Genomic DNA, 17,126 nt, shown 5'->3' with positions numbered 1-17,126 from the left:
GATTAATTTTGGTAACACGGAAAGCGGGGCGCAAGCCCCGCTTTTTTTATGTCCCGGATTCGTACAGGGTCTGTATTAGATGTGTCATTGCAAGACCGATCCTGTTTCTAAGCCACGGACCAAGGAATGTCCGGATAGATGGCCAATGGTTTCTGTTCCGTCATAAATGTTCGCCAACAAGCGGGCTCTAACGCCGCGCGTGAGCGGCGCCGGCCACGGAGCCACAGGAAACGGCGCGTCCGGCGCAACGCGGATGTTAGCTGACATTCTTTATACGAAGGCATATACGACTACAAATCCCGCCATCACCAACAACGTGAGCGAGAATAGGAACACAATGTCAATGAGGTTGATCCAATACCGCACTTTCTTAGACTGAAGGCGTCTGAGAGTGAAAAATATGAGGTAGCAAGCAACGACGAAACCCAAGGATGAAAAAAGAAACATGTCATCAGCCAGAGTTTCGACCTTTGAGTTGGCTACTTTGAGATTAACGATACTAACGAGAGCCAGGCTAAGGCCTGCCAAAGTTCCGCTCGTCGGAAGGAGCGAAAGCAAGAGTTGTTGTATATCTTTCGGGTCGTTACCGTTCTTCAGCATATGTCAGCCGACTAAAATTAGACACCAGACGGTGTCTAATTCTGTCATTTCCGATTGTTAAAGCCAAGAAAGCTTGCTCCACGAGAAAAAAGTGTCAAACTCTGAAAAAATACGCCAACCAAATGTTCTCGAACATTAGCAGTCTGCTCAAAAACGTGATCAGGGGATGCAGCGCAAGGCGGAAACGAGCGAGAAAGCGGAGTTGACACGTAGTCAATGAGCATTTTGAGCCCGCTTCCAACGCCGCGATGCGCCCCTCAGCGCGTTTTTCAGCAGGCTGTTAGGGCTTGGTTTCGGGTGCCTTATTGACCGGCTCAATGACGGGTTTCTCCCACGGGCCTTTGACGGTGTATTGATAGCGTCCGATCTGGCCGATGCCGGGCAGGAGTTTGTCGGCGAGGAATACTCCGAGCGCGGCGACCGGGCCGCCGGCGACGGCGGCGGCGAGGGGGAGACTGCTTCCGATCTGGGGGATGACGGTGACGAGTTGATCATAATCCTTAGCGTCGAGGCCGGTTCTGCCGGTGACGGCGATCACCGCGGAGGGGCCTTCCATGATGAGATTGTTGGTGTAGACGTTGCCTTGTTCGAGGCTGAAGGTTCCGGCGATCTTGTCGAATCCAAAACCCTTGGCAAACAGGTCGGTGAAGTCAAGAGTGAGGCGGCGTGGCAGGGCTTGTAAACTGAGCAAGCCGAATATCCGTCCCGCGCCGGGTTCGATATCGAGAAAGCGTCCCTTGCTGGCCTTGAGGGAGAGCGTGCCGTTGAGATTGGCGAGGGCGTAGTCGCCGGGTCCGCCCGGCCAATTTGCGGCGATCTCCATCTGCGCCTTGCCGCCCTCTACGGTCTCGGCGTAACCCAGTTGCGCGAGCGCCTTGCCGAGGTCATCGGTGTCGAGTTTGCCGTCCATACGGGAAGTCTGTCCTGCGCCGGTTACGAGCCAGTCGCCCCTGGCGTCGAAGCGGAGGTGACCGGACTCCAGTTGCAGCCGGTCTATGCGCAGGCCGCCGGTCTGTTTGGCGGCGTCGAGGGTGGTGCGGCCCAGGTCAATATCGCCGTATTTGAAGCTCTCGCTGGTAAGATGCAGGGCCGGCCAGTGACGCGGGTCGAAGTCCGACGGTTTTGATTCCTTGGAGAGCGCGGCAAGGTGCAGCCGCTCGAAGGTCATCGTCAGATTTTGCTCGGGGGTTTGCAGGAAACGGCCGCGCCCTGCGATGGTCTCACTGTCGAGGGCGATGTTCCATCCTTGCGCGTCCTGCCCGGCGCGTAGGGCGATGGCGTTGAGGCGCTGATCGAATACTTCCAATATGCCGAAGCGCACGTCTATGCGATTCAAAAGTTGCAGCAGCGGATTGGGTTGCGAGCCCGCGGCGGGTGTGGCGATATAGGCTTGCCAATCGGCCCATGACAACTGCGGCAGCTCGCCGCTCAGCCGCAGACCCTGTTCGGGCAGACTCGCCTCACCGCCGCCGAAGCTCAGCTCGCCGCGTTTCAGACCCCATCCGTTTTGCTGTGACAACTCGAAGACACCGTTGATGCGATCACCGTAGCGCAGCGTGAGCCGCTTGTCGCCTTGCTTGGCGAGATCGGTGGCGATGCGCACCGGCAGTTCTTCGTTCGCGGCCTTGGCAAGCGGCGCGGGCAGGCGCACCGTCACGCCTTGCAGGCTGGAGGCGAGCGCAAGATCGGCTTGCACGGCGCCGTTGGCCGTATCCGAAAGCCGCAGGGTCGCCAGCCAGTCGGTTTCACCTTCCAGGCCGTTGAACCATTCGGCCTTGATGTCGGGCGCGGCCAGCTTGAGTTGCTTGACGAGTGTTGCGATATCCGCGCGGCTGCGCAGTTCAATAATGGCGGTCAAGGGCGTCGGCCCATTTGCGCCGGTGCGCCGCGTCCCCTGCTCGGTGCGCAGGCTAAGCCGTCCCGGTTGACCGTTGAAGGTCGCCGCAAGGTCGTTGCCGGCGAAGGTCAGGCCTTCCATGAACGCGACGGTTCCGGTGATATGGGTGAACTCGATGGCTTGTCCAAACTGTTCTTTAGGCAGCCGCACGCTGCCGTCCTTCAATTCCAGCGTGCCCTTTACGCGATTGGGCGTGGGGGAGAGCGGGATTTCCAGATCAAGGCTCAGTACGCTCTGTCCTCCAGCGCTGAGCCGGCTGACATAAGGGCCGAATTCCTTTTTGAGCGGGCTTTCATTGAGCAGCCGCACCACGTCGGATGCTGGTCCTTTCGCCTTGGCTTTTACAGTGAGCAACGGCTCGTGCACGGTCACATCGGCAATCTCGGCGTGCGCTCTGATGAGTTCTGAGTTGTAGATCCTGGCGCTCGCTGCATTCACTTCCAGGCTGCGGCCGCGAAAAACGACCTCCGCCTCGGTGTCGCCCAGCCAGGGCCAGTCCGGATGATAGGCCAACAGCAGATCGCGCGTGGTGAGGTTGACTTCAAAATTGCCCTGATGGGCGTCGAAGGGAAAATCGCTCAACCGTCCGTAGAATAAGGCGCTGCCGCCGGTCACGCGGCCGCTGGGGAAGGACTGCTCCAGCCAATGCACGCCCTTTGGCGCCATCACTTTTACCGGGAGATAACGCGACAATTGCCCGACATCAAAATTTTCCAGCGCCACGCGCGCGTCTAAAAAGGGCGACGATCCATCCTCCGGAAACTCCATGTGCATATTCAGTCTGGCGTCGAGATCGGCATTGTTGAAGCGTAGCTCCTCGGCGCCGATCCGCCATGCGCCGTCCATATGTTGCCAGCTCACTTGGCCCGACAGGGTGTCGAGTCCTATGGATGCTTGTAATAATTTATCTGCTATAAATGAGACACGGTGTGTGTCGAGATCGAGAGTGCCGGAATGCTGATCGCCCTGCAGTATTGCATCCAGTCCCGAAATTTCCGGAATGGTATTCCAGGCTTGAGTGGCGAGATCCACGACTTGGGTTTGCACCGAAAACGGCGCATCCTCGAATCGAGCGCCGTCCATGAGTATCGGCAAGCGCACTCGGAGATCACGCAACTCACCTTGCGGTTGCAGTGAATTCAAGGCCTCCTGCAACGCAGGCGGGAGCACTCCACCCGCTAATACTAGTGCGTTGACCTCCTCCAGCCGCAAGGTGTCGGCGCGGATATCCAGTTCGGTGGTTGCGCCGGCCTGCGTTGTTGCATGCACGGTCAAACGGCTGGCCGGTGATGGGGTATTGCCACGCCTGATGACCAGCCGCTCTATGCCCAGCGCCCAGCCCATGCCTTCACGTTGCCACGCAAACAGCCCGCTGGCGCGAGTGAGTTTGACGGGTGCAGCAGCCCAAGACACGCCGTCAAAACCGAATTCTCCCTCCAACCGTCCGAGGCGTCCACGCGCCCACTCTCCCCAGACCTGGAAGCCGCCCGTCCCTTCGCTGAATCTGATCGCGGTCGAACTCACCGACTCCGACCACTGCGCCAGATCCATGGCCTGTCCGCGTAGATAAAACTTACCGTCCCACTCGGCGGGCTGCATTACCGCTCCGCTGAAATCCAAGACAAAGTCGAGATGCTGATCCGGCTTTTTCGGGAGCGTCATCCCATTTTCACTAGCCAGCGTCAGCTTGCCGCTCAACTGATGGCGCGCGCCTTGAGTGCTCAGAGTGAGGTTGACACCGGTGAAATGCAGGCGCTTGCCTCGGGTTCGCTGATCGGTCCAGTAGAGTTCGCTGTCGTCCACGCGCAGGTGACCTTGTTGCACGAACCAGCCGAGCACATCCCCCGAGCCTGTCGCCTCGCCATTCATGCCTTCGAGCAAGAGACTGCCGTCGCTACGCCTCACCAGCGAGAGCATCACGCTGGAGACGCGTAATCCGCCCGGCTTGACGCGCCCGTGGCGCAGGTAATAAGGGAGATCCACCTCCAGTACCATTTCGCCGAAGCGGTACAAGATGCGCTCACCCGTGTCGTTCACCAGGCGCACGTCGCTGAGCCGCATGCGCGGATTCAGTCCCTGCCACTCTACATCCACCGCGCCGATCTTGACGGGCTGGCCCAGGGTCTCGCTGACCCGTTGCTCGATATCGGCGCGGTAATGGCCTGCAAACGGCAGCAGCAGACGCACCACACCAACCGCCACGGCGGCCAGGATGATTAGCACAATCGCCGTGGAGATGAAGCCGATCCGAAGATATTTAAGAAAACGCCGCATGATTTTTTGTGGGGTACCCTTGCTATGAGTAAGACTATGCAGTGGCCTTGAAGTTTACCTAGTCAAGCAGGCCGAGCAGGGTTTTAGGTCAGTACTACGTCATACTGCTCTTGGGTATACAACGACTCCACCTGAAACCTGATCGGCCGTTTGATAAATTCCTCAAGCTCCGCCACGCTGGCGGATTCTTCATCGAGCATCAAGTCCACCACCTCTTGCGAGGCCAATACCAGAAGCTTCTGACTTTCGTATTGGCGCGCCTCGCGCAGGATCTCGCGGAAGATTTCGTAACACACCGTTTCGGCGGTCTTCAACGAGCCTCGCCCCTTGCACACCGGACACGGTTCGCACAGGATGTGCCCCAGACTTTCGCGGGTGCGCTTGCGCGTCATCTCGACAAGGCCGAGCGCGGAGACGCCGCTGATATGGGTTCGGGTGTGGTCGCGTTCCAGATATTTTTCGAGCGAGCGCAGCACCTGACGTTTGTGCTCAGGGTCCTCCATGTCAATCAGGTCTATGATGATGATGCCGCCGAGATTGCGCAGCCGCAGTTGCCGGGCGATGGCGTAGGTCGCCTCGAGGTTGGTTTTGAAAATGGTCTCTTCGAGATTGCGATGGCCGACAAAGGCGCCGGTGTTGACGTCAACAGTGGTCATCGCCTCGGTCTGATCTATAATCAGATAGCCGCCGGATTTGAGCGGCACCCTGCGTTCCAGGGCCTTTTGTATTTCATCTTCGACGCCGTAGAGATCGAAGATCGGCCGCTCGCCGGGATAGTGTTCGATGCGAGACACCATCTCCGGCATGAACTTTTCGGCGAAGGTGATCACCTTTTGGCAGGTTTCGCGTGAATCTATGCGCAGCTTTTCGATCTCGGCGCGCACCAGGTCGCGCAAGGTGCGCAGCACCAGCGGCAGGTCCTCATATATCAGCGTCTCCGGCGGTTCGCTGCGCGCGCGCTCCTCGACCGACTGCCACAGCTTGTGCAGAAAATCCATGTCGGCGCGCAGTTCCTCCTCGCTGATGCCTTCGGCCGCGGTGCGCAGGATGTAACCGCCGCCGCCCTCCTGCGGCACAAAGGCGTTCACGATGTCCTTGAGGCGCTGCCGCTCCGCCATATCCTCCAGCCGGTGGGAGACGCCGATGTGCTGAGTGTAGGGGACGAACACCACGTAGCGCGAGGGGATGGCGATCTGCATGGTGAGCCGCGCGCCTTTCGTGCCCAGCGGGTCCTTGACGACCTGCACCAGAATCTCCTGGCCTTCGGTCAGCAGCTCACTGATGCCTTCGGGCGGGGTGCGGATTTTACCCTCCTCGCCGCCCTTCGCGGCCAGCAGGATGTCGGAGGCGTGCAGAAATGCGGCGCGATCCAAGCCGATCTCCACGAACGCCGCCTGCATCCCGGGCAGCACGCGGGCCACCCGGCCTTTGTAAATATTACCCACCAGTCCGCGCTTGTGGACGCGCTCGATAAACACGTCCTGCAATACACCGTTCTCGACCACGGCCACGCGGGTCTCGTGCGGGGTGATGTTAATTAATATTTCCATGCCCATTTACAGCACCTCGATACCACAATCGCGCAATAGTTCCGCCGTTTCAAACAAAGGTAGACCCACAACGCCGGAATAACTGCCTTCCATCCGTTCAATAAAGGCCGCCGCGCGGCCTTGAATAGCATAGGCGCCGGCCTTGTCATCCGCCTCGCCGCTGGCGGCATAGGCCGCCCGTTGCGCGGGCGTGGTGGCCGCGAAGGTGACCGTGCTGATACTGATGCGTACCGCCTCCTGTTCATTGACCAGCGCCACTGCCGTCAACACGTGATGGCGGCGCCCGGAGAGACGCTCCAGCATGCTAAGCGCATCCCGACGATCCTTGGGCTTGCCCAGGATTCGGCTGTCCAGCACCACTGCCGTATCGGCCGCCAGCACAGGCAACGCCTTGTCCGCGACAATCCGCCGTGCCGCGCGCGCCTTAAGCAAGGAAAGCCGTTGCACATACTCCTCCGGCGGCTCCCGCCCGTCCCAGGTCTCATCCACGGAAATCTCTGCTACATGATAGCGGACACCGATCTGCTCCAACAATGCTTGCCGGCGTGGCGAAGAGGAGGCGAGGTAGATGTGGGGCGTCATGGACACCTCATGTTCAGCGATGATAGGGGTGACCCGTAAGCAAGCTCCATGCGCGATACAACTGTTCGGCGACCACAATGCGCACCAGCGGATGGGGCAGGGTGAGCTTTGAAAGCGACCACAGATGATCCGCGCGCTTGAGACAACTTTCGGCCAAGCCATCCGGGCCGCCGGTGAGCAAAGCGACATCACGGCCGTCTTGCAGCCAATCTTTAAGCCGTTGGGCGAGCTGCGGGGTGTCCCACTGTTTGCCGCGCATATCGAGGGCGATCACATGGGCCTCTTTGGGTAGAGCGGCGAGCATGCGTTCGCCTTCATCCTGGATTGCCCGCGCCAGGTTGGCGCCCTTGCCGCGCTTGCCTGCGGGGATCTCTACAAGTTGCAGGCGGCTCTCGCGCGGCAGCCGCTTGACGTATTCGTCATAGCCCGATTTCACCCAATCGGGCATACGCTCGCCGACCGCGATGAGATGAATGCGCAGCGTCAGGTTCCCGTGCTGCGAGCCCGCTTGACGGCAGGCGCCCGGCGCTTGCCTGTGGTTTTTGCAGACGCGAATTTTTTGGGCTTAGTCACGCCGCTTTTGGCGGCGGATTTCGCGCTCTTTTTCGGGATTTCTTTTTTCACGGAACCAGCGCCTTCCTCTATTGCAGCATCACCCCAGAGTTTTTCCAAATTATAGAAATCGCGCGTCTGGGGAAGCATGATATGCACCACCGCATCGCCGAGATCCACCAGCGCCCACTCGCCGGCCTGCTCGCCTTCCACGCCGAGCGGCGGCAGACCTTTTTTCTTTGCCTTTTCAACGACGTGATAGGCGATGGCCTTGACCTGGCGATCCGAGGTTCCGCTCGCGACGATCATGAGATCGGTGACATTGCTTAGGCCACGCACGTCGAGTACTTTGATATCCTGCGCCTTGAGGTCCTCCAGGGCGTCTATCACCAATTTCTTCAAGCGATCGAGTCGCATCGGTTCTCCTTGTGAACAGTTGAATACAGGTTCTCGGCCTTGATGATTTTCAGCACGGACTCCGGCAACAGAAAACTCGCGCTGTTGCTCTCCGCAGTCAGCCGGCGGATCTGCGATGAGGAGATGTCCAGTTGGGTGATGGGGCAGAGAAAAATACAACCGGCGCCGGATGTTGTGAGCCGTTTTGGATCATCCACCCGCCGCTCCGCGAGCAACTGTCTGATCTCATCCGCCGGTTCGCCCGTCCAACCGGGGCGGTGCGCGGCCACGATGTGGGCAAACCCCGGAAGCTCTTGCCAGCGATGCCAGGTGTTGAGCTTCAAAAACGCATCCATGCCCACGATGAGACAGAGCGGCATGGCGCCGAGTTCGGCGCGCAGCGACAGCAGCGTGTCCACCGTATAGGAAGGGCCGCTGCGCCGCAGCTCGCGGTCATCCACGCGCAGGCCAGGCACGCCCTTGATGGCGGCCTTGACCATGCTCAATCGTTGTCCGGCGCTTGCAATGGGCGGGCTGCGGTGCGGCGGTTGACCGGTGGGGATTAGGCGCAATTCGCTGAGTTTCAGGGCCTGGTACACTTCCACGGCGAGGCGCAGGTGGCCGAAATGGATGGGGTCAAAGCTGCCGCCTAAAATGCCGATCATTTGAGAGGCAGATACAAGATACAAGATACAAGATACAAGATGGAGGCAACCTTGCCATCCCCCTCCGGAAAATACGGGGTTAACTTGTATCTTGTATCTTGTATCTTGAACCTATTTTCTAACATGCCCTTCGCCAAGTACGATGAATTTTTGCGTGGTCAGCCCCTCCAGCCCCACCGGGCCGCGCGCGTGCAGTTTATCGGTGCTGATACCGATCTCCGCGCCCAAGCCGTATTCGAAACCGTCGGCGAGCCGGGTGGAGGCGTTCACCATCACTGAACTGGAATCCACTTCGCGCAGAAAACGCTGCGCGTGAGAAAAATCCTCGGTGACTATGGCGTCGGTGTGTTGCGATCCGTGCTGCTCGATATGCTCGATGGCCTCGTCAATATTGTTCACCACGCGCACCGCGAGTATCGGCGCGAGATATTCGGTGTTCCAATCTTCTTCGGTCGCGGCCTTTGCGTCAGGGGCCAACGCGCGCGTCGCCTCGTCGCCGCGCAGTTCCACACCGGCCTCTTGATACATCTTGGCGAGTCGTGGCAACACGCGCGGGGCGATATCCTTGGCGATCAATAGCGTTTCCATGGTATTGCAGGTGCCGTAACGCTGGGTCTTGGCGTTGTAGGCGACCTTGACGGCCTTCTCGACATCGGCCTTGTCGTCTATGTACACATGGCAGACGCCATCCAGGTGTTTCAGCACCGGCACCGTGGCCTCCTTGCTGACGCGCTCGATCAGGCCCTTTCCGCCGCGCGGCACGATCACGTCCACGTACTGCTTCATGCGGATCAACTCGCCGACTGCGGCACGGTCGCTGGTCTCGATGACCTGTACGGCATCCTCCGGCAAGCCGGCGCGTTTGAGCCCCGCGTGGATGCAGGCGGCGATGGCTTGATTGGAATGCAGCGCCTCGGAGCCGCCGCGCAGGATGGCGGCATTGCCCGCCTTGAGGCACAGTCCCGCGGCGTCGGCCGTGACATTGGGACGCGACTCGTAAATGATGCCGATCACACCGAGCGGCACGCGCATCTTGCCGACCTGAAAACCGGCCGGGCGGTATTTGAGATCGGTGATTTCACCGACCGGATCGGGCAAGGCCGCGATCTGGCGCAGTCCTTCGGCCATGCTCTTCACGCGCACCTCGTTCAACTCCAGGCGATCCAGCATGGCGGCGTCGAGACCGGCCTGGCGGGCGGCGTCCATGTCCTTTTTGTTGGCCGCAAGCAGTGCGGCCTCATCCCGCTCGACGGCCTCGGCCGCCGCGAGCAGGGCGGTGTTTTTTGCCTCTGTGCCGGCCTTGCTCAGCGTGCGCGCCGCGCGCCGCGCACGCTGCCCAACGTCATGCATGTACTTTTTGATGTCCATTATTGCAACTCTACCTGCAAATTGTTGGGTGCGCCAGCCATCGCCAGGCTCAACGCCGACAGCTCGTCCCAGGCATCGCCCGGGGCAAAGCCCTTGATGACGCGGTCGGCGCGGGCGGCGCGCCGCAACAGCTCGTGCCAAACGCGCGTCTTGTGACGCTGCAAGGCGCGATGCGCAATGGGTTTGCGCTTTTCCCAGATTTTATACTTGGCGTAGATCTGCTCGACGCGCGCGCCGTGCTCGCTCTCGTACGCCATACCCGCAAGGCTGCGCAACTCGCGCGCCAGCGCCCACAACACCAGCACCGGCTCAACCCCTTCATCACGCAGGCCGTTCACGATTCGCGAGGCGCGCGTCACATCGCCGCTCGCCGCGGCGTCCACCAGATCATAAATATCAAAACGTGCGCTGTCGGCCACCGCGGCCGCGGCCTGCTCCATGTCCAGTTTGCCTGCGCCATAGAGCAGGTACAACTTCTCGATGTCCTGCACGGCGGCGAGCAGGTTGCCCTCCGCGCGCTCGGCCAGCAGGCCGCACACCTCGGGACTCGCCTGCATGCCTCGTGCGGCGAGGCGCCTGCCGATCCAGCCGGGCAGGGCCTTTGCCTCGACCGGCCAGATTTGTATCACCACGCCCGCCTGCTCCAGGGCGCCGAACCACTTACCCTTTTGCGTCTGTGCGTCGAGCTTAGCAGTGATGACCAACAACAACGTATCGGCGGGCGGGCGGCTCGCATACTCCACCAGTGCGCCGCTACCCGTGTCACCGGGCTTGCCGGTAGGCAACCGCAGTTCGATCAGACGCCGTTTGGCGAACAGCGACAGGCTGTGCGCGGCCTGCCACAATGTGTTCCAGTCAAAGTCCTTGCCCGCCGTCAGCACTTCACGTTCCGTGTAACCTTGGGCGTGCGCCGCCGCGCGGACGGCCGCGCACGACTCATCCACCTGGAGGGGCTCGTCGCCGGACACCAGATAGACCGGCGCCAGCGTGCGCTGCAAGTGCCCTGTGAGCTGTTCGGGTTTCATTCTCATAAAGAAGTGTGTTGAGCTTGGCGCCCGGCCGGTAGAATTTTCCCCGCACGCCTCCTGAGAAGTCAATCTCATCCGGTATGTCGTCGTTGGGTGGGTTACTCGTTGCGTTCATGGTGTCACCTACAGGCGCCTACAACAACTGGGCTAGGTGGCCCGCGTTTCTTGCGTGAGCATAGCCTCTGCTGCATAAGGTTATCGTACCCTCCTAAGTAACGAAGTTCAATCGTACCAGTAAGTACCCTGGGTGTGACAAAGTGGAATTTTGAAAATTATCCTGGGTTTCATTTCATTCCATCCAGTCTACGCGCTTAAATCAAGCGTAGCAGATTCGACACTGATAATATAAAGGGCGTTTGTCGGCTCTGGCCATGCCTTGAGCCGGCCTACTACTCTTCATAAACTTGGATAATAAGGAGCGAAAACCATGAGTAAAAGCATGGACAGTAAGAAACAAACCAAGAAACAACCGACCAAGACCATGAAAGAAAAAAGAGCAGCGAAGAAGACTAAGAAGGAGAGCAAGCGTTAGCCAATGTCAACGCGTGGGCATAAAAAACGTGCCCACCCTACCCTGACTTTGCGGTGCCGACGCATCATTAAATGAAATGTCGGATCCGCTACGCTTGATCCGACCTACATCGTTTCCGCTTTTTGTTCTCGCTGGAGTAATGACTGCACGGCTGCGCGTGGGTTTTTGCCTTCGCGCAGCACGCAACACACCTGTTCGCTGATGGGCATTTCGACTCCGCGCGCTTTCGCCAGGCGCATGACTTCGCGCGCGGTGGGGACGCCTTCTACGATTTGGCCGATCTCGCGCAAGCCTTCAGCCAGCGGCGTGCCGTGTGCGAGTGTGAGGCCCAGGCGGCGGTTGCGTGACTGGTCGTCGGTGCAGGTGAGCACGAGATCACCCAATCCGGCGAGGCCCATGAAGGTTTCGCGCTTGCCGCCGAGCGCTACGCCCAGGCGCATCATCTCGGCGAGGCCCCGCGTAATGAGCGCAGCACGGGTGTTGGCGCCGAAGCCCAGACCGTCCGCGATGCCTGCGGCGAGGGCGAGCACATTTTTGACTGCCCCACCCACTTCAACGCCGATCACATCATCCGAGGTGTAGGCGCGAAACGTATCACTATGCAGGTGTGAGGCAAGATCGGCGGCGAACTGCGGGCTGGCGGAGGCTACGGTGACCGCGGTGGGTAAGCCCGCCGCCACTTCGCGCGCGAAGGTAGGACCGGAGATGACCGCGGTGGGGCGTGTTCCCACTATTTCTTCGGCCACTTCATGCAGCAGCTTTCCCGATTCCGGTTCCAGCCCTTTGGTCGCCCAGGCGATGCGCATATGCGGTTTCAAACGAGGAGTGAGGCGCGTTAACGTTTCGCGGAAGGCGTGACTCGGCACCGCCACCAGGCAATCCTCACAGCCCTCCATCGCCAGTGCGACGTTGGCCGTAACCTTAAGTGCGGCAGGGAAAGCGATGCCGGGGAGGAATTTTTTATTACAGCGCACCTCGGCCAACTCGGCGATGTGCTTTACATCGCGGCCCCACAATGTCACCGGCGCGTCATTACGGGAGAGCAGGATAGCGAGCGCGGTCCCCCAAGAGCCTGCGCCGAAGACTACTATCGGTTTAGCCGGAGGTGTTATTGCAACACCTCGCCTTGTCCTGCCTTTGAGCGGGTGTGCATATAGAGCGCATCGAAATTCACCGGCGAGAGCAGAAATTGCGGGAATCCGCCCTTGGCGACCAGCCCCGCCACCACCTCGCGCGCGAATGGAAACAACACGCTGGGGCAGAGACTGCCCAGCACGGGTCCGAGGTCAGCCTCGTTGCCGCCGGCGATGTTGAAAATTCCCGCCTGATGTACCTCCGCGAGATAGGCCGTGCGGTCACCCTGTTTGGCGGTGACGACAATGGTTAGGATTACTTCATAGACGCCCTCACTCTGCGGCGCCGCGGCACTGCGCAACTGAACGTTGATCTCCGGCGCCCAGCTTTCCAAAAATATCTGTGGGGAGTTGGGGGTCTCGAAGGAAAGATCTTTGACATAGATCTTCTGTATGCTCAATTGAATACCGGGCGAGCCCGCGCCCGGCTGTTGCTGTTCCTGTGTTTCCGCCATGTGTTATTTCCTGTTGTCGGTTAAAGGTACTTCTAAAAAAACGGTTAGGCGGGAGAGACCGCCCGCCACCCCAGTATCGCGGATTGTGCCCATGAACCGGACGGTCTCTCCCTCATCCGGCTCTTCGGACTCCCTTCTCCCGCAAGCGGGAGAAGGGAGTCCGTGCGGCCTTCAGCCGCAGGTTCATGGGTAGATTCCGCCGAGCAGGGTGTCCAGCTTACCGCTCTGTTCGAGACGCCACATGTCATCAAAACCGCCCACGTGGTGGTCGCCGATAAAGATCTGCGGAACGCTGCGCCGCTGACTTTTATGTTCCATTTGTTGCCGTAATGCGGGGTCGAGATCCACGCGCAGATCGGTGTAACTCACGCCCTTGGCATCCAAAAAACGCTTCGCGCGCACGCAATAGGGGCACGCGGAGGTGCTGTAGATAACGATCATCTACTTAGGGCGCCTCTAAAAACGCGTCTTTTGCTCCAATACTGCGTTGCAGCTTGTCTCCGCTGCTCACATACTGGCGTGTATGCTGCGCTGCTCGACGGCGCTGCGCCTTGTCTTGAAGCAAAATCCATCATTTTTAGAGGCGCCCTTTACTCAGCGGCAGCTTGGCCTCGCGCCAGGCGCGCAGCCCGCCAGCCAATTTGTAGGGCGTGGTAAAGCCCTGTTTGCGCAGCAGCGCAGCCGCGCGCGCGGAACGCTCACCCGTTTGACAGGCGATGATGATGGGCTTGTCCTTATAGTCTTCCAGCGCAGGCAGGCGCGCCTCCAAATTTTCCAGCGGAGCGGATATCGCGTGCACGATGTGACCCTCGTGGAACTCTTTCTCTTCACGCACATCCAACACCGTGGCGCCTTGTTGATTGATGAGGCGCACCGCCTCCTGCGGCTCCACCTCTTTGAAACCGAGCATTTTCTGACTGAGGCCGCTGGTTAACAGCAGGGCGAGGATAATCACCAGCGCCAAAAACAGCTCCCAGTGGGCGATGACGAATGTGCTTAACTGCTGCATGCGCTGTATACCGAATAGGGAAGAAAATTGTATAATTTGCTTATAAACGCCTATTTTATAGTTATAACGCCTTTCATGCCATTGTCTTTGCGTTTCCCCGGTTGTCCGGAACCAGCCAACACTCGGCCGTGTGCAGGATTAAATCCATGCCTTTGACACATCGCCCCATGGTGCTCATCGTTCTGGATGGCTGGGGCTATAGCGAAAATCCGGTAGGCAACGCCATACTCGCCGCCCGCAAACCGGTGTGGGACGGCCTTTGGAAAAATTACCCGCACACGCTCATCAGCACCTCGGGGACGGATGTCGGCCTGCCCGCCGATCAGATGGGCAATTCCGAGGTGGGGCACCTCAATCTCGGCGCGGGACGCATCGTCTATCAGGAATTCAGCCGCATCAGCCGCGCCATCAAGACCGGTTCGTTCTTCACCAACGAGGCGTTGACCAAGGCCGTGGATCAGGCCGTCGCCAATAACAAGGCGGTGCACATGCTGGGGCTGCTGTCCGACGGCGGCGTGCACAGCCATGAAGAGCACATCCACACCATGGCCGAATTGGCGGCGCGGCGCAGCGCGGCGCGCGTGTATCTGCACGCCTTTTTGGACGGCCGCGATACCTCGCCAAAGAGCGCGACGGCTTCCATCAAGGCCATGCAGGATAAGTTCGATGCCTTGGGCAAGGGCCGCTTCGCCTCGATCATAGGCCGCTATTACGCGATGGACCGCGATCACCGCTGGCCGCGTATTCAAGCGGCCTACGACCTCATCACGCTGGGAAAGGCGGAGTTTCGCGCCGAGACCGCCATGCAGGCCCTCGAGATGGCCTATGCGCGCGGCGAGTCCGACGAGTTCGTCAAGGCCACCGCCATCGTTCCGCAGGGCGACGTACAGGGAAGTACTAGTGTCGCGGGAGGCAGGATGCCGGGAGCGACTCAACAACCGGTGCGCATCGAGGACGGCGATGTGGTGATCTTCATGAATTTCCGCTCCGACCGTGCGCGCCAGATCACGCGCGCCTTCATCGAGCCGAACTTCACCGGTTTCAGGCGCGAGGCCATGCCCAAGCTCGGCGGCTTTGTCACCCTCACCGATTACAGCGAGGACTTCCCCGTGCCGGTGGCCTTTCCGCCGGAGCGCCTGAAAAACGTCTTCGGGGCCTATGTCGCGGAACAGGGTTTACGTCAACTGCGCATCGCCGAGACCGAAAAATACGCGCACGTGACCTTCTTTTTTAACGGCGGAGAGGAGCAGCCGTTTGTGGGCGAAGATCGCATCCTGATCCCCTCGCCGCACGTCGCTACCTACGACTTGCAGCCGCAGATGAGCGCGGTGCAACTCACCGACCAGTTGGTGCAGGCCATCGAGAGCCGCACCTACGATACCGTCATCTGCAACTTCGCCAACCCGGACATGGTCGGACATACCGGCAACCTTGACGCCACCGTTAAGGCGATTGAAACCATAGACGCCTGCCTCGGTCGCATCGTCGAGGCCCTAAAAAAGGTCGGCGGCGAGTTGCTCGTCACCGCCGATCACGGCAACGCGGAGCAGCTCATCGGCGAGGGCACCGGTCAGGCGCACACCGCGCATACCACCAACCCGGTGCCGTTGATCTACGTCGGCCGGCCCGCCAAGATGACCAAAGGCGGGACCCTGGCCGATGTCGCCCCGACCCTGCTGCACCTTATGAACTTGGACATCCCCTCCGAGATGAGCGGCGATAGCCTGGTGGAGTTTGTTCATTAGAACCAGATACAAGGGAAAAGATACAAGATACAAGATAAGCGTTCTCATGCTTGTATCCGCCCTAGCGCTGCCCGCTTGGGGCGCTACGCAAGACAACGACGCCGCGAATTACCAAAGCAAGTCTGCTGAGCTGGAGAATCTTCGCAGCCGGATCGAGACATTGCGGTACAGCCTGGAGGGCGCGCAGCAACAACAGGGCGATCTGCGCACCCGCCTCGCCGACGCCGAGCAGGCCATTGCCGCTCTCGATGCGCGCCTCAAAGAGCAAGACGCCCAACTGCAAACCCATACCCGGCGGCTCAACGAACTGGAAGCTGAAAAGCGTCGCCTCCAGGACGAACTTGACGCCCAGAGCGCGGCGCTGGGCCGGCAGCTGCGTGCGGCCTATATCCTGGGGAGGCAGGATGACTTGAAGATCCTGTTGAATCAGGAAGACCCCGCCCGGCTCGGCCGTCAACTGGTTTATTACGACTATCTGAATCGCGCGCGGATGCGCCGGATAGAAAACTACAGTGTAAATCTCAAGCAACTTGCCGCGGTGACTGAGTCCATCGGACAGCAAGTGGCCGCCCTCGAGACATTACAGACCGCGCAACGGGAAGAAAGACAGCTTCTGGAACTGGGCCGGCAAACGCGCGTCCAACTGCTCGCCGGGCTTAACAGCGAGATCGGCGTCAAAAATGAGGAGTTGACCCGCCTCCTGGAGGACGAAAGACGCCTCCAGGCCTTACTTCCCACCTTGCAGCAGTCGGCCGCGGCCCATGAACCCAAGACCGGCGGCGACCCTACGCCGTTTGCGGCGCTCAAAGGCAAACTACCGTGGCCGAGCCAGGGCCCCCTCATCGCCCACTACGACAGCCCGCGGCTGGGCGGGCAACTAAAATGGCGCGGGGTGTTGATCCAGGCCGAGGAAGGCGCGGCGGTACGGGCCATCGCGGCGGGCCGGGTCGTGTTTGCCGACGAACTGCGCGGCTTTGGTTTGCTCGTCATTATTGACCATGGCGACGGCTACATGAGCCTGTATGGCTACAACCGCGAGTTGCATAAAAAATCCGGCGACCGGGTTGAGGCCGGCGAGACCATCGCCGCCGTGGGTTTGAACGGCGCCGAGGAACCCGCCGGGCTGTATTTTGAGATCCGGGCGCACGGCGAGCCGAACAACCCTGCACTGTGGTGCGCGCCTCCGGCTTAGCAGTTCAAAATCGCTTACTCCATCAGGTTGTTGAAAAAAAGCCCGCCATGGCCTTTTCCAAATCGCAAAGCAAAAAGTGCGATTTTTGCTTTGCGCCGTGCGCCCCAGCAGGCTGTTTTTTAACAGCCTGCTATAAAAAGCACAAGGA

Annotated in this window: 14 protein-coding genes; 2 read left to right on the top strand and 12 right to left on the bottom strand. The window is 59.8% G+C overall.

What is annotated here, in order from left to right; translation table 11 throughout:
• Positions 1 to 880 precede the first annotated feature (880 nt).
• The 12 genes from HY028_07095 to HY028_07040 form a co-directional block, all read right to left on the bottom strand.
• Positions 881 to 4,771, bottom strand: coding sequence for a TIGR02099 family protein (locus tag HY028_07095; protein MBI3344603.1), 3,891 nt, complete (start codon positions 4,769 to 4,771; stop codon positions 881 to 883).
• Between the two features lie 83 nt (positions 4,772 to 4,854).
• Positions 4,855 to 6,327 (bottom strand): ribonuclease G, encoded by a 1,473-nt coding sequence (gene rng, locus HY028_07090; protein MBI3344602.1) that lies wholly within the window; start codon positions 6,325 to 6,327, stop codon positions 4,855 to 4,857.
• A complete protein-coding gene (gene maf / locus HY028_07085) occupies positions 6,328 to 6,903 on the bottom strand; it encodes a septum formation inhibitor Maf (protein MBI3344601.1) in 576 nt (191 codons plus the stop codon).
• Between the two features lie 13 nt (positions 6,904 to 6,916).
• Complete coding sequence (rlmH, locus tag HY028_07080; protein MBI3344600.1) at positions 6,917 to 7,384, bottom strand: 23S rRNA (pseudouridine(1915)-N(3))-methyltransferase RlmH; 468 nt, start codon at positions 7,382 to 7,384, stop codon at positions 6,917 to 6,919.
• Between the two features lie 2 nt (positions 7,385 to 7,386).
• On the bottom strand, positions 7,387 to 7,872 hold the full coding sequence (gene rsfS, locus HY028_07075; GenBank protein MBI3344599.1) for a ribosome silencing factor: 486 nt from the start codon (positions 7,870 to 7,872) through the stop codon (positions 7,387 to 7,389).
• Positions 7,854 to 8,516 carry a nicotinate-nucleotide adenylyltransferase gene (gene nadD, locus HY028_07070; protein MBI3344598.1) on the bottom strand — a complete coding sequence of 221 codons (663 nt, stop codon included), beginning with the start codon at positions 8,514 to 8,516 and terminating at the stop codon, positions 7,854 to 7,856. The genes rsfS and nadD overlap by 19 nt, the downstream gene beginning before the upstream one ends.
• A gap of 111 nt (positions 8,517 to 8,627) precedes the next feature.
• Positions 8,628 to 9,884, bottom strand: coding sequence for a glutamate-5-semialdehyde dehydrogenase (locus HY028_07065; protein MBI3344597.1), 1,257 nt, complete (start codon positions 9,882 to 9,884; stop codon positions 8,628 to 8,630).
• Entirely contained in the window at positions 9,884 to 10,915 is a 1,032-nt protein-coding gene (locus HY028_07060; GenBank protein ID MBI3344596.1) for a DNA polymerase III subunit delta, read from the bottom strand. Before HY028_07060 ends, HY028_07065 begins: the two co-directional genes overlap by 1 nt.
• Positions 10,916 to 11,548: 633 nt before the next feature.
• Positions 11,549 to 12,556, bottom strand: coding sequence for an NAD(P)-dependent glycerol-3-phosphate dehydrogenase (locus tag HY028_07055; protein ID MBI3344595.1), 1,008 nt, complete (start codon positions 12,554 to 12,556; stop codon positions 11,549 to 11,551).
• Positions 12,553 to 13,032 (bottom strand): protein-export chaperone SecB, encoded by a 480-nt coding sequence (secB, locus tag HY028_07050; protein MBI3344594.1) that lies wholly within the window; start codon positions 13,030 to 13,032, stop codon positions 12,553 to 12,555. The genes HY028_07055 and secB overlap by 4 nt, the downstream gene beginning before the upstream one ends.
• Before the next feature lie 183 nt (positions 13,033 to 13,215).
• On the bottom strand, positions 13,216 to 13,473 hold the full coding sequence (gene grxC, locus HY028_07045; protein MBI3344593.1) for a glutaredoxin 3: 258 nt from the start codon (positions 13,471 to 13,473) through the stop codon (positions 13,216 to 13,218).
• 136 nt (positions 13,474 to 13,609) lie between these two features.
• Positions 13,610 to 14,041: a rhodanese-like domain-containing protein gene (locus HY028_07040; GenBank protein MBI3344592.1), complete on the bottom strand. Its 432-nt coding sequence runs from the start codon at positions 14,039 to 14,041 to the stop codon at positions 13,610 to 13,612.
• Between the two features lie 146 nt (positions 14,042 to 14,187).
• On the opposite strand from HY028_07040, the gene HY028_07035 reads away from it, so the two are divergent.
• Positions 14,188 to 15,786 carry a 2,3-bisphosphoglycerate-independent phosphoglycerate mutase gene (locus HY028_07035; GenBank protein ID MBI3344591.1) on the top strand — a complete coding sequence of 533 codons (1,599 nt, stop codon included), beginning with the start codon at positions 14,188 to 14,190 and terminating at the stop codon, positions 15,784 to 15,786.
• 46 nt (positions 15,787 to 15,832) lie between these two features.
• Positions 15,833 to 16,978 (top strand): peptidoglycan DD-metalloendopeptidase family protein, encoded by a 1,146-nt coding sequence (locus tag HY028_07030; GenBank protein ID MBI3344590.1) that lies wholly within the window; start codon positions 15,833 to 15,835, stop codon positions 16,976 to 16,978.
• The last annotated feature ends 148 nt before the right edge of the window (positions 16,979 to 17,126 follow it).

Source organism: Gammaproteobacteria bacterium (assembly GCA_016195665.1).
Classification (GTDB): domain Bacteria; phylum Pseudomonadota; class Gammaproteobacteria; order SURF-13; family SURF-13; genus JACPZD01.
This window is presented reverse-complemented; position numbering and strand designations above follow the sequence as displayed.

Excerpts from the sequence above, each read along its gene's own strand:
- HY028_07060 (MBI3344596.1), bottom strand. The coding sequence starts at position 10,915 with ATGAGAATGAAACCCGAACAGCTCACAGGGCACTTGCAGCGCACGCTG.
- HY028_07065 (MBI3344597.1), bottom strand. The coding sequence starts at position 9,884 with ATGGACATCAAAAAGTACATGCATGACGTTGGGCAGCGTGCGCGGCGC.
- HY028_07030 (MBI3344590.1), top strand. The coding sequence starts at position 15,833 with ATGCTTGTATCCGCCCTAGCGCTGCCCGCTTGGGGCGCTACGCAAGAC.
- rng (MBI3344602.1), bottom strand. The coding sequence starts at position 6,327 with ATGGGCATGGAAATATTAATTAACATCACCCCGCACGAGACCCGCGTG.
- rsfS (MBI3344599.1), bottom strand. The coding sequence starts at position 7,872 with ATGCGACTCGATCGCTTGAAGAAATTGGTGATAGACGCCCTGGAGGAC.
- HY028_07035 (MBI3344591.1), top strand. The coding sequence starts at position 14,188 with ATGCCTTTGACACATCGCCCCATGGTGCTCATCGTTCTGGATGGCTGG.
- HY028_07040 (MBI3344592.1), bottom strand. The coding sequence starts at position 14,041 with ATGCAGCAGTTAAGCACATTCGTCATCGCCCACTGGGAGCTGTTTTTG.
- grxC (MBI3344593.1), bottom strand. The coding sequence starts at position 13,473 with ATGATCGTTATCTACAGCACCTCCGCGTGCCCCTATTGCGTGCGCGCG.
- secB (MBI3344594.1), bottom strand. The coding sequence starts at position 13,032 with ATGGCGGAAACACAGGAACAGCAACAGCCGGGCGCGGGCTCGCCCGGT.
- maf (MBI3344601.1), bottom strand. The coding sequence starts at position 6,903 with ATGACGCCCCACATCTACCTCGCCTCCTCTTCGCCACGCCGGCAAGCA.
- HY028_07095 (MBI3344603.1), bottom strand. The coding sequence starts at position 4,771 with ATGCGGCGTTTTCTTAAATATCTTCGGATCGGCTTCATCTCCACGGCG.
- nadD (MBI3344598.1), bottom strand. The coding sequence starts at position 8,516 with ATGATCGGCATTTTAGGCGGCAGCTTTGACCCCATCCATTTCGGCCAC.